Below are 12,011 nucleotides of genomic sequence, written 5' to 3'. Positions count from 1 at the left end.
GGCCGGTGTGAACGCCTTGCCGGAGAGCCCGCTCGACCCTGCCCTGGCCGCCCGCCTCAAGCGGACCGCGGAGGGGCTCGTCCCGGCGATCGTGCAGCAGCACGACACCGGGGAGGTGCTGATGCTCGGGTGGATGGACGACGAGGCGCTGCACCGGACGCTCACCACCGGCCGGGGCACGTTCTGGAGCCGCTCGCGCCAGGAGTACTGGGTCAAGGGCGAGACCTCCGGGAACCGCCAGCACGTGGTCGAGGTCCGCCTCGACTGCGACGGCGACACCCTGCTGGTCAAGGTCGACCAGGAGGGCGCGGCCTGCCACACCGGCGACCGGACCTGCTTCGACGCCGACCTCCTGGGTCCCGAGGGCTGGGCGTGACCGACCCGCGCCGGACCTTCGCGCCGGTCGTCCTGCTCGGACTCGCCTCCGCCGGCGGCGCCGCCGTCGCGGGGACGAAGGACTGGGCCACGACGTCGAAGTCACCGGCCAGCCTGGGGCTGCTCGCGTCGCAGACGGTGAGCGCCGACATGCCGCTGGCCGGCGCGCTCGCCTTCGTCCTGCTCGCCGCCTGGGGTGTCCTGCTGGTCACCCGCGGCGGAGCGCGCCGGCTGATGGCCGTGGTCACGCTGGTGGTGGCCGCGGTGCTCGTCGCGGTGACCGTGGTCGCGTACCTGCGGCTCCCGGACACGGTGGCCGAGAATTACCGTGCCGCGCGCGGGGCGGCCGCCGGAGACCTCGGGACCACCATGACCGGGTGGTACTGGGTCGCGCTCGTCGCGGCGGTGCTCGCGGTCGTGGCCGCGACCGGTGCGGTCCGGTTCGCGCGCCACTGGCCCGAGATGGGCAGCCGGTACGACGCCCCCACCGCACACCCCGCCGCGCACCCCGCCGACACCCCTGCCGACAGCCCTGCCGACACCGAGCACGAGCCGGCGACCGAGACCGACCTCTGGAAGGCGATGGACGCCGGGCACGACCCGACGGAACGTCCGGACCACCGAGCCCCCTAGAATGCTGCTGCCCCGCACCTGAGCAAGGAGTCGAACGCATGTCGGACAACCACGGGAACACCCCGGCCGCCTGGACCGCCGTGAGCATCGGGCTGGCGAGCTTCGTGGTCGGCGGGATCGGCCTGATGGTCGAGTCCATGCCCGTGTTCTGGGTCGGCGTCGCGCTCGCCCCGATCGCCCTGCTCGTGGGCTTCGTCATGGGCAAGATGGGCTACGGCACCGCGGGTCACTGACCCCGGCAAACCCCTTGGCTCCGCGTGAGAGCCTGAGGGTGGCTCCAGAGCGACGACGAGGCCGCTCTCCCTCTGCACGTGTCCGACCAGTGAGGCTTCCCATGTCTGTGCTCGACGAGATCGTTGCGGGCGTGCGCGAGGACCTGGCGGTCCGGCAGGCCGCGCTCGACGAGACCGGGCTCGCCGCCCTCGCGGCCGCCGCCCCGCCGGCGCGCGAGGTGATGACCGCGTTCCGCGCCCCCGGCCTGTCGGTGATCTCGGAGGTCAAGCGCCGTTCGCCGAGCAAGGGCGACCTGGCCGACATCCCCGACCCGGCCGCACTGGCCGCCGCCTACACGGCGGGTGGGGCGGACGCGATCTCCGTGCTCACCGAGCAGCGCCGCTTCGGCGGCAGCCTCGACGACCTGCGGGCCGTGCGCGCCGCGGTCGCGACCCCGCTGCTCCGCAAGGACTTCATCGTCACCGAGTACCAGCTCCTGGAGGCCCGCGCCGCGGGTGCCGACCTGGTCCTCCTCATCGTGGCCGCGCTCGACGACGCCACCCTGGCCCGGCTGCACGACCGCGCCCGCGAGCTCGGCATGACCGTCCTCGTGGAGGTGCACGAGGAGGACGAGATCGCCCGCGCGCTGGCGATCGGGGCCGAGCTGATCGGCGTCAACGCCCGCAACCTCAAGACCCTCGAGGTCGACCCGGACGCGTTCGGCCGGCTGGTCCGGCTGCTGCCCGACGACGTCGTGAAGGTGGCCGAGTCCGGGATCACCGGTCCCGCCGACGCCGCCCGCTACGCCGCCGAGGGCGCCGACGTCGTCCTGGTCGGCGAGGCCCTCGTCAAGGACGGCGACCCGACGTCCGCCGTCGCCGCGATGCGCGCGGTCCCCGCCTCCGGAGGTGCACGATGACCGATCAGCTCCCGTCCGCTGGACCCGACGAGCGCGGCTACTTCGGCGCGCCGGACGACGCCCTGTGGGGCGGGCGCTACATGCCCGAGGCGCTGATCGCCGAGCTCGACCGGCTCACCGACGTCTGGACCGGGGCGATGGCCGACCCGGCCTTCACCGGCGAGTTCCAGCGGATGCTCCACGAGTACGCCGGTGTGCCGAGCAGCCTCTACGAGGCGAAGCACCTCTCCGCGAAGGCCGGTGCCCGGATCCTGCTCAAGCGCGAGGACCTGAACCACACCGGGGCGCACAAGATCCGCAACGTGCTCGGCCAGGCGCTGCTGGCCAAGCGGATGGGCAAGACCCGGCTGATCGCCGAGACCGGGGCCGGCCAGCACGGCGTCGCGACGGCCACCGCGGCGGCGTACCTGGGGCTGGACTGCGTCGTCTACATGGGCAAGGTCGACACCGAGCGCCAGGCGCTCAACGTGGCCCGGATGAACCTGCTTGGTGCCGAGGTGGTCGCGGTCGACTCCGGCAGCATGACCCTGAAGGACGCGATCAACGAGGCGATCCGCGACTGGGTCGCGACGGTCGACCACACGGCGTACTGCTTCGGCACCGCCGCCGGGCCGCACCCCTTCCCGGCGATGGTCCGGGACTTCTGCCGCGGCATCGGGGACGAGGCCCGGGCGCAGTGCCTGGAGCTCACCGGCACGCTGCCCGGCATCGTCACCGCGTGCGTGGGCGGCGGCTCCAACGCGATCGGCATGTTCACCGCGTTCCTCGACGACGCCGACGTGCGGATCGTCGGGTTCGAGGCCGGCGGCGAGGGCGTCGACACCGCGCGGCACGCCGCGACCATCCACGCCGGCGAGGCCGGGGTCCTGCACGGCGCCCGGACCTACATCCTCCAGGACGAGGACGGCCAGACGATCGAGTCGCACTCGATCTCCGCCGGCCTCGACTACCCGGGCGTCGGCCCGCAGCACGCCCACCTGGCGCACATCGGCCGGGCCGACTACCAGTCGGTGACCGACGCCGAGGCGATGGACGCGATGGCGCTGCTGGCCCGCACCGAGGGCATCATCTGCGCGATCGAGTCGGCGCACGCGGTGGCTGGGTCGCTCCGGCTGGCCGCGGAGAACCCGGGCGCGACCATCCTGATCAACCTGTCCGGCCGCGGCGACAAGGACATGGGCACGGCCATCGAGTGGTTCGGCCTCGGGAAGGCGGAGTCGTGACCAGCACCCAGGTGGCGTTCGCGAAGGCGCGTGCCGAGGACCGTGCGGCCCTGGTCGGCTACCTGCCGGCGGGATTCCCCGACGTGGACGGCTCCATCGCCGCGCTGAAGGTGATGGTCGAGGCCGGCTGCGACGTGATCGAGATCGGCCTGCCCTACAGCGACCCGGTGATGGACGGCCCGACCATCCAGGCCGCCGCCCAGCAGGCCCTCGAGGCCGGCACCCGCACCGCGGACGTGCTCCGCGTCGTCGAGGCGGTGGCCGCGACCGGCACCCCGACGCTGGTGATGACGTACTGGAACCCGGTCGAACGCTACGGCCGCGCCAGCGGTCGGAGCCATCGGCACAGCGGCGTGGAGCGGTTCGCCGCCGATCTGGCCAGTGCCGGGGGAGCGGGCCTGATCACCCCCGACCTGACCCCGGACTCGGGCGCGGCCTGGATCGCGGCGGCCGACGCGCACGACCTCGACAAGGTCTTCCTGGTGGCGCCGTCCTCCACCGACGAGCGGATCGCGATGACGACGGCCGCCTGCCGCGGCTTCGTCTACGCGACCGCGGTCATGGGCGTCACCGGCGCCCGGGCGAGCACCAGCGACCTCGCCGGGCCGCTGGTCGCCCGCACGAAGGCCGCCACCACGCTGCCCGTCGGCGTCGGCCTGGGCGTCTCGAACGGAGCGCAGGCCGCAGAGGTCGCTACGTACGCCGACGGCGTGATCGTCGGTTCCGCGTTCGTCCGGACGCTGCTCGACCACCCCGGCGACACCGCCGCCGGCCTGACCGCGCTGGCTGCCCTGACCGAGGACCTGGCCGACGGGGTCCGGCGTGGCTGACCGTCGGCGGCTGGCTGCGGTGGCGCTGGCGGTCGCCGTGCTCGGCACCGCCGCTTGCGGTGCCGACGAGCCTGCGGGCCCGGCCATCAGCGTGGCCGGTGACAACGGCGGCTACCACGGGACCTACCTGGACGAGAGCCCCTTCAAGGTCGCCGACGTGCCGCTGACGGGCACCGACGGTGAGCCGTACTCGATCGCGACGGCGAAGGCTCCGCTCAAGATCGTCTTCTTCGGCTACACCAAGTGCCCGGACATCTGCCAGGTCGTGATGAGCACGGTCGCCCAGGCCGTGACCAAGCTCGACGACGCCGACCAGGAGAAGGTCGAGATCGTCTTCGTCACCACCGACCCCGCCCGGGACACCGAGAAGGTGCTCGGTTCCTACCTGGCCCGGTTCGGCGACGGCCTGGTCGGGTTGACCGGCTCGATGGCCGACATCAGTGCGCTGGGCGACTCGTTCAAGGTCTCCATCGAGGACGGCCGCAAGCTGCCCAGCGGCGGCTACGAGGTCGACCACTCGACGTACACCTACGGCGTCCTCGGCGACGGCGCCGAGGTGATCTGGGACTCCACGACGTCCCCGGCGGAGATGTCCGCTGACATGATCAAGCTGCTCAAGTCCTGACCGAGGAGAGACCCACCCGTGACCGCTGCTCTGATCCCCGCGTTCCTGCCGAGTCCGGGCCAGGGGGTCTGGCACGTGGCGGGTTTCCCGATCCGGGCCTACGCGCTCTGCATCATCCTCGGCGTCGTCGCCGCGGTCTGGCTGGGGGAGAAGCGCTGGGTCGAGCGCGGCGGTAGGTCCGGCCAGGTCGGCGACGTCGCCCTGTGGGCGGTCCCCGCGGGCCTGATCGGCGCCCGGCTCTACCACGTGATCACCGACCACGACCTCTACTTCGGCGAGGGCAAGCGCGCGATCGGCGCGCTGGAGATCTGGCACGGCGGCCTCGGCATCTGGGGCGCGATCGCCGGCGGTGCGGTCGGCGCGCTGTTCGCCTGCCGGCACTACGGGATCAAGATGCTGCCGCTGATGGACGCCCTCGCGCCCGGGCTGCTGCTCGCCCAGGCGATCGGCCGCTGGGGCAACTACTTCAACCAGGAGCTCTTCGGCCGCCCGACGACGCTGCCGTGGGGGCTCGAGATCGACGCCCAGCACCGGCCGGCCGGGTACGAGGACCACGCCACCTTCCACCCGACGTTCCTCTACGAGTGCCTGTGGAACCTGGGCGCCATGGGCGTCGTGCTCTACCTGGACCGGAAGCTGCGCCTGGGCTTCGGCCGCTGCTTCGCGCTCTACGTGATGGCGTACTGCCTCGGGCGCGGCTGGATCGAGTACCTGCGGATCGACAACGTCGAGTACAACGACGTCCTCGGCCTGCGGCTGAACGTCTGGACCTCGATCGTGCTGGGGACCGGCGCGCTCGTCTACTTCGTGGTGGCCGGCCGCCGGCACCCGGCGCCGCACACCCGCGAGGACTCGGTCTTCGTGGACGGACGCGCCCCGGAGGTCGCGGAACAGGTGGGAAGCCGGGCGGAGACCGGGGCGGACGCCGGCGAGCCGGCAGGTGAGTCGCCTACACCACATCCGTCACACGAAACTGAGTGAGCGCCCGGGGCGCGGCTCCTGTAGTCTGATCCCTCCGCATGGGCCAGTGAAGTCCTGTGTTGGCATGCTTCCACCGCCGCACCGAGCCGGGCCCTGATTCAGGGGAACCGTCCCGCGTGCGCACGACGACGACGGGAGAATGCAGATGCACGCATTCCCGCCGCCCTCATCCGGGGCAAGGTCCTTCACCGGACCTTTCGGACGACCCGAGCCGCAGGGCCTGTACGACGCACAGCACGAGCACGACGCCTGCGGTGTCGCCTTCGTCGCGACCCTGACCGGCGTTCCGAGCCACGACATCGTGACGAAGGCGCTGACCGCCCTGCGCAACCTCGAGCACCGTGGTGCCGCGGGTGCCGAGCCCAACTCGGGTGACGGCGCTGGCATCCTGCTCCAGGTCCCGGACCGGTTCTTCCGCGAGGTCACCGCCGAGCTGGGCTTCGAGCTCCCGCCGGCGCACTCCTACGCCGTGGGCACCGCGTTCCTGCCCGGTGACGCCGAGCACGTCGCGAAGACCCGCGCCCGGATCGAGGAGATCGCCGCGGAGGAGGGCCTGACCGTCCTCGGCTGGCGCGACGTCCCGACCGACCCGTCCTCGCTGGGCGCCACCGCGCTCTCCGCGATGCCGACGTTCGCCCAGATCTTCATCGCCTCCAGCGGCAGCCGGGTCCTCGGCATGGGCCTGGAGCGGCTGGCGTTCTGCCTGCGCAAGCGCGCCGAGCGCGAGACCGACGTGTACTTCCCGTCGCTGTCGAGCCGGACGATCGCCTACAAGGRCATGCTCACCACCGACCAGCTCGACCACGTCTTCCCGGACCTGGTCGACCCGCGGGTCGAGTCCGCGATCGGCGTGGTGCACTCGCGGTTCTCCACGAACACCTTCCCGAGCTGGCCGCTGAGCCACCCGTTCCGGTTCATCGCCCACAACGGCGAGATCAACACCGTGATGGGCAACCGCAACTGGATGCGCGCCCGCGAGGCGCTGCTGGACAGCGACATCATCCCCGGAGACCTGGAGCGGCTGTTCCCGATCTGCACCCCGGGCGCCAGCGACTCGGCCTCGTTCGACGAGGTCCTCGAGCTGCTGCACATGGGCGGCCGGTCGCTGCCGCACGCGGTGCTGATGATGATCCCGGAGGCGTGGGAGAACCACGCCGAGATGGACGCCGACCGCAAGGCGTTCTACGAGTTCCACTCCGCGCTGATGGAGCCGTGGGACGGCCCCGCGTGCGTCGTCTTCACCGACGGCACCCAGGTCGGCGCGGTCCTCGACCGCAACGGCCTGCGGCCGAGCCGCTACTGGGTCACCGACGACGGTCTCGTCGTGCTGGCCTCCGAGGTGGGCGTGCTCGACCTCGACCCGGCGAGCGTCGTCCGCAAGGGCCGCCTGCAGCCGGGCCGGATGTTCCTCATCGACACCGAGGAGCACCGGATCATCGAGGACGAGGAGATCAAGTCCGAGCTGGCCGCCGAGCACCCCTACGGGGAGTGGCTGCACGCCGGTCTGATCAAGCTCGGCGACATCGCCGACCGCGAGCACGTGGTGCACAGCCACGCCTCGGTGACCCGTCGTCAGCAGATCTTCGGCTACACCGAGGAGGAGCTGCGCGTCATCCTGACGCCGATGGCGAACACCGCCGCGGAGCCGCTCGGCTCGATGGGCACCGACACCCCGGTGGCCGTGCTCTCCGACCGTCCTCGGCTGCTGTTCGACTACTTCGCGCAGCTGTTCGCGCAGGTCACCAACCCGCCGCTGGACGCGATCCGCGAGGAGCTGGTCACCAGCCTCAACGGGACCATCGGCCCCGAGGCCAACCTGCTCGACCCGACCCCGGCCTCGTGCCGCCAGGTCGTGCTGACGTTCCCGGTGATCACCAACGACGAGCTGGTGAAGATCCGGCACATCAACCGCGACGGCGACCACCCCGGCTTCGTCACGCACGTCTCCCGCGGCCTCTACGAGGTCGCCGGCGGCGGAGCGGCCCTGGCGGCCCGGCTCGACGCGATCTGCGCCGAGGTCTCGGCGGCGATCGCCGGCGGCGCCCGGATCATCGTGCTGTCCGACCGGCACTCGGACGCGATCCACGCGCCGATCCCGTCGCTGCTGCTCACCGCCGCGGTCCACCACCACCTCGTCCGGGAGAAGACCCGCACCCAGGTCGGCCTGATCGTCGAGGCCGGTGACGTCCGCGAGGTGCACCACGTCGCGACGCTGATCGGGTTCGGCGCGGCCGCGGTCAACCCGTACCTCGCGATGGAGACGGTCGAGGACCTGGCCCGGGACGGCTTCTACGTGAAGACCGAGCCCGAGGTCGCGGTCAAGAACCTGGTGAAGTCGCTCGGCAAGGGCGTGGTGAAGGTGATGTCCAAGATGGGCGTCTCCACCGTCGCGTCGTACACGGGTGCGCAGATCTTCGAGGCCCTCGGCCTCTCCCAGGAGCTGGTCGACCGGTACTTCACCGGCACCACCTCCAAGCTCGGCGGCGTCGGCCTCGACGTGATCGCCGAGGAGGTCGCGCAGCGCCACCGGATGGCCTACCCGGTCGACGGCATCGCGCCGGCGCACCGCGACCTCGCCGTCGGTGGCGAGTACCAGTGGCGCCGCGAGGGCGAGCTGCACCTGTTCAACCCGGAGACGGTCTTCCGGCTCCAGCACGCCACCCGTTCGGGCCGCTACGACGTGTTCAAGCAGTACACGCAGGCGGTCGACGAGCAGTCCGAGAAGCTGATGACCCTGCGCGGTCTGTTCCGCTTCAAGGACGCCGGCGAGACCGGCCGGACGCCGATCAGCATCGACGAGGTCGAGCCGGTCTCCGCGATCGTGAAGCGGTTCTCCACCGGCGCGATGTCCTACGGGTCGATCTCGCAGGAGGCCCACGAGACCCTCGCGATCGCGATGAACCGCCTGGGCGGCAAGTCGAACACCGGTGAGGGCGGCGAGGACGCCGAGCGGCTCTACGACCCGGAGCGGCGCTCGTCGATCAAGCAGGTCGCCTCCGGTCGCTTCGGCGTCACCTCGGAGTACCTGACCAACTCCGACGACATCCAGATCAAGATGGCCCAGGGCGCGAAGCCCGGCGAGGGTGGCCAGCTGCCCGGCAACAAGGTCTACCCGTGGGTGGCCAAGACCCGGCACAGCACGCCCGGCGTCGGCCTGATCTCGCCGCCGCCGCACCACGACATCTACTCGATCGAGGACCTGGCCCAGCTGATCCACGACCTGAAGAACGCGAACCCGGCCGCCCGGGTGCACGTGAAGCTGGTCGCCGAGGTCGGTGTCGGCACGGTCGCCGCGGGTGTCTCGAAGGCGCACGCCGACGTGGTGCTGGTCTCCGGCCACGACGGCGGCACCGGTGCCTCGCCGCTGACCTCGCTCAAGCACGCCGGTGGCCCCTGGGAGCTCGGCCTCGCCGAGACCCAGCAGACGCTGCTGCTCAACGGCCTGCGCGACCGGATCGTCGTCCAGACCGACGGCCAGCTCAAGACCGGTCGCGACGTCGTCATCGCGGCGCTGCTCGGCGCCGAGGAGTACGGCTTCGCGACGGCACCGCTGGTGGTCTCCGGCTGCATCCTGATGCGGGTCTGCCACCTGGACACCTGCCCGGTCGGCGTCGCTACCCAGAACCCGGTGCTGCGCGAGCGCTACTCCGGCAAGGCCGAGTACGTCGTCAACTTCTTCGAGTACGTCGCCGAGGAGGTGCGCGAGATCCTCGCCGAGCTCGGCTTCCGCACCCTCGACGAGGCGATCGGCCACGCCGACGTCCTCGACGCGGAGAAGGCCGTCCACCACTGGAAGGCAGCGGGACTCGACATCTCGCCGATCTTCCACGTGCCGGCCCTGCCCGAGGGTGCTGCCCTGCGCAACACCACCGGCCAGGACCACGGCCTGGACAAGGCGCTCGACAACCAGCTCATCGAGCTCGCCGCCCCGGCGCTCGAGAACGGCGAGCCGGTCCGGGCGCAGGTCGCGATCCGCAACGTCAACCGGACCGTCGGCACGATGCTCGGGCACGAGGTCACCAAGCGGTACCGCGGCGCGGGCCTGCCGGACGGCACGATCGACATCACCTTCACCGGTGAGGCCGGCAACTCGTTCGGCGCGTTCGTCCCGAAGGGCATCACCCTGCGGATCGAGGGCGACGCCAACGACTACGTCGGCAAGGGTCTCTCCGGCGGCCGGATCGTGGTCCGGCCGAACCGGGCGGCGACCTTCGACGCCGCGCAGCAGATCATCGCCGGCAACACGATCGGCTACGGCGCGACCAGCGGCCAGATCTTCCTGCGCGGTCAGGCCGGCGAGCGCTTCTGCGTCCGCAACTCCGGCGCGACCGCGATCGTCGAGGGCGTGGGCGACCACGGCTGCGAGTACATGACCGGCGGCACCGTAGTCGTGCTCGGTCCGACCGGGCGCAACTTCGCGGCCGGCATGAGCGGCGGCACGGCGTACGTGCTGGACCTGAACGACGGCCGCGTCAACGGCGAGCTCGTGGACCTCGGTCCGGTGCCCGCCGCCGAGTCGGACTTCCTCAAGGGTCTGGTCACCCAGCACGCCGAGGAGACCGGCTCGACCGTCGCCGCGGAGCTGCTGGCCGACTGGGACGCCGCTCTGGCGCGGTTCACCGAGGTCATGCCGCGCGACTACCGGATCGTGATGGAGGCCAAGGCGAAGGCCGAGGCCGACGGACTGGACGAGGCCGAGGTGGCCCAGAGGATGATGGGGGCGCTCCATGGCTGACCCGAAGGGCTTTCTGAACCACGGCCGTGAGGTCGCGGACCGGCGTCCGGTGGACGAGCGCGTCCAGGACTGGAACGAGGTCTACCCGGAGAACCCGGCACGCGCGCTGCTGCCGATCATCCGGACCCAGGCCGCCCGCTGCATGGACTGCGGCATCCCGTTCTGCCACCAGGGCTGCCCGCTGGGCAACATCATCCCCGAGTGGAACGACCTGGTGTACCGGGACGACTGGGACGCCGCGATCGAGCGGCTGCACGCCACGAACAACTTCCCGGAGTTCACCGGGCGGCTGTGCCCGGCGCCGTGCGAGACGGCCTGCGTCCTGGGCATCAACCAGGACCCGGTGACCATCAAGAACGTCGAGGTCTCGATCATCGAGCGGGCCTTCGAGTCCCACAACGTGCGGCCGCAGCCGCCGGAGTGGCTCTCCGGCAGGACCGTCGCGGTGATCGGCTCCGGCCCGGCCGGCCTCGCCGCCGCCCAGCAGCTCACCCGCTCGGGTCACACCGTCGCGGTCTACGAGCGCGCCGACAAGATCGGCGGCCTGCTGCGCTACGGCATCCCCGAGTTCAAGATGGAGAAGAAGGTCCTCGACCGCCGGCTGGAGCAGATGCGTCGCGAGGGCACCGTCTTCCGCGCCGGGGTGAACGTCGGTGAGGAGCTCACCGGCGAGCAGCTGCGCGAGCGGTACGACGCCGTCGTGCTGGCGATCGGCTCGACCGTCGCCCGCGACCTGCCGGTGCCCGGCCGCGAGCTGGCCGGCATCCACCAGGCGATGGAGTTCCTGCCGCAGGCCAACCGGGTCGCGCTCGGCGAGACCCTGCCTGACGGGGTGGACCAGATCGTGGCGACCGGCAAGCACGTCGTGATCATCGGTGGCGGTGACACCGGCGCCGACTGCCTCGGCACCTCGATCCGTCAGGGCGCCGCCTCGATCACCCAGCTGGAGATCATGCCGCAGCCCGGTCTCGACCGGCCGGCCGGCCAGCCGTGGCCGACGTACCCGATGACCTTCCGGGTCTCCTCGGCCCACGAGGAGGGCGGCGACCGGGTGTACGCGGTCTCCACCCAGGAGTTCCTCGGCGACGAGCAGGGCAACGTCCGGTCGCTGCGCCTGGTCGAGGTCGACGCGAAGTTCCAGCCCGTCGAGGGCACCGAGCGCGAGATCCCGGCCGACCTGGTGCTGCTCGCGATGGGCTTCACCGGTCCGGAGCAGCCGGGCCTGGTCAGCCAGCTCGGCGTCGAGCTCGACGAGCGCGGCAACGTCGTCCGGGACAAGTCCTACGCCTCCTCGGTCGAGGGCGTCTTCGTGGCCGGCGACGCCGGCCGCGGTCAGTCGCTGATCGTCTGGGCGATCGCCGAGGGTCGTGCCGCGGCCGCCGCCGTGGACACGTTCCTGACGGGATCGACCACCCTGCCGGCGCCGATCCCGCCGACCGAGCGCCCCGTCACCGCCTGAGCAAAAACAGACGGTAGG

The 12,011-nt window shown here is 71.7% G+C and carries 10 protein-coding genes; all 10 read left to right on the top strand.

Annotated elements, in window-relative coordinates; genetic code table 11:
- The first annotated feature begins 7 nt into the window (after positions 1-7).
- The 10 genes from hisI (at position 8) to AB4Y76_RS07075 (ending at position 11,993) form a co-directional block, all read left to right on the top strand.
- Positions 8-376 (top strand): phosphoribosyl-AMP cyclohydrolase, encoded by a 369-nt coding sequence (hisI, locus tag AB4Y76_RS07120; protein WP_441923585.1) that lies wholly within the window; start codon positions 8-10, stop codon positions 374-376.
- Positions 373-1,008 carry a Trp biosynthesis-associated membrane protein gene (locus AB4Y76_RS07115; RefSeq protein WP_441923583.1) on the top strand — a complete coding sequence of 212 codons (636 nt, stop codon included), beginning with the start codon at positions 373-375 and terminating at the stop codon, positions 1,006-1,008. Before hisI ends, AB4Y76_RS07115 begins: the two co-directional genes overlap by 4 nt.
- A 38-nt stretch (positions 1,009-1,046) precedes the next feature.
- Complete coding sequence (locus AB4Y76_RS07110; RefSeq protein WP_441923581.1) at positions 1,047-1,241, top strand: HGxxPAAW family protein; 195 nt, start codon at positions 1,047-1,049, stop codon at positions 1,239-1,241.
- A gap of 101 nt (positions 1,242-1,342) precedes the next feature.
- Positions 1,343-2,140, top strand: a complete 798-nt coding sequence (gene trpC / locus AB4Y76_RS07105) for an indole-3-glycerol phosphate synthase TrpC (protein ID WP_441923579.1) — start codon at positions 1,343-1,345, stop codon at positions 2,138-2,140.
- The gene (gene trpB / locus AB4Y76_RS07100) at positions 2,137-3,363 is read left to right on the top strand and encodes a tryptophan synthase subunit beta (RefSeq protein WP_441923577.1); all 1,227 of its coding nucleotides are present in this window, start codon (positions 2,137-2,139) and stop codon (positions 3,361-3,363) included. The genes trpC and trpB overlap by 4 nt, the downstream gene beginning before the upstream one ends.
- Positions 3,360-4,193, top strand: a complete 834-nt coding sequence (trpA, locus tag AB4Y76_RS07095) for a tryptophan synthase subunit alpha (RefSeq protein WP_441923575.1) — start codon at positions 3,360-3,362, stop codon at positions 4,191-4,193. The genes trpB and trpA overlap by 4 nt, the downstream gene beginning before the upstream one ends.
- The gene (locus AB4Y76_RS07090) at positions 4,186-4,818 is read left to right on the top strand and encodes an SCO family protein (RefSeq protein WP_441923573.1); all 633 of its coding nucleotides are present in this window, start codon (positions 4,186-4,188) and stop codon (positions 4,816-4,818) included. The genes trpA and AB4Y76_RS07090 overlap by 8 nt, the downstream gene beginning before the upstream one ends.
- Before the next feature lie 18 nt (positions 4,819-4,836).
- Positions 4,837-5,799, top strand: a complete 963-nt coding sequence (gene lgt / locus AB4Y76_RS07085; protein WP_441923571.1) for a prolipoprotein diacylglyceryl transferase — start codon at positions 4,837-4,839, stop codon at positions 5,797-5,799.
- A gap of 145 nt (positions 5,800-5,944) precedes the next feature.
- Positions 5,945-10,534, top strand: coding sequence for a glutamate synthase large subunit (gene gltB, locus AB4Y76_RS07080; RefSeq protein ID WP_441923569.1), 4,590 nt, complete (start codon positions 5,945-5,947; stop codon positions 10,532-10,534).
- On the top strand, positions 10,527-11,993 hold the full coding sequence (locus tag AB4Y76_RS07075) for a glutamate synthase subunit beta (RefSeq protein ID WP_441923567.1): 1,467 nt from the start codon (positions 10,527-10,529) through the stop codon (positions 11,991-11,993). Before gltB ends, AB4Y76_RS07075 begins: the two co-directional genes overlap by 8 nt.
- Positions 11,994-12,011 lie beyond the last annotated feature (18 nt).

Source organism: Marmoricola sp. RAF53, from assembly GCF_052114005.1.
Classification (GTDB): Bacteria; Actinomycetota; Actinomycetes; order Propionibacteriales; family Nocardioidaceae; genus Marmoricola.
Note: the sequence above shows the minus strand (reverse complement) of the source record. Positions and strands in the feature narration are given on the sequence as shown.

Bases quoted from the DNA above. Each gene is read 5' to 3' on its own strand.
- AB4Y76_RS07075 (WP_441923567.1), top strand. From the start codon at position 10,527: ATGGCTGACCCGAAGGGCTTTCTGAACCACGGCCGTGAGGTCGCGGAC.
- trpC (WP_441923579.1), top strand. From the start codon at position 1,343: ATGTCTGTGCTCGACGAGATCGTTGCGGGCGTGCGCGAGGACCTGGCG.
- trpB (WP_441923577.1), top strand. From the start codon at position 2,137: ATGACCGATCAGCTCCCGTCCGCTGGACCCGACGAGCGCGGCTACTTC.
- AB4Y76_RS07110 (WP_441923581.1), top strand. From the start codon at position 1,047: ATGTCGGACAACCACGGGAACACCCCGGCCGCCTGGACCGCCGTGAGC.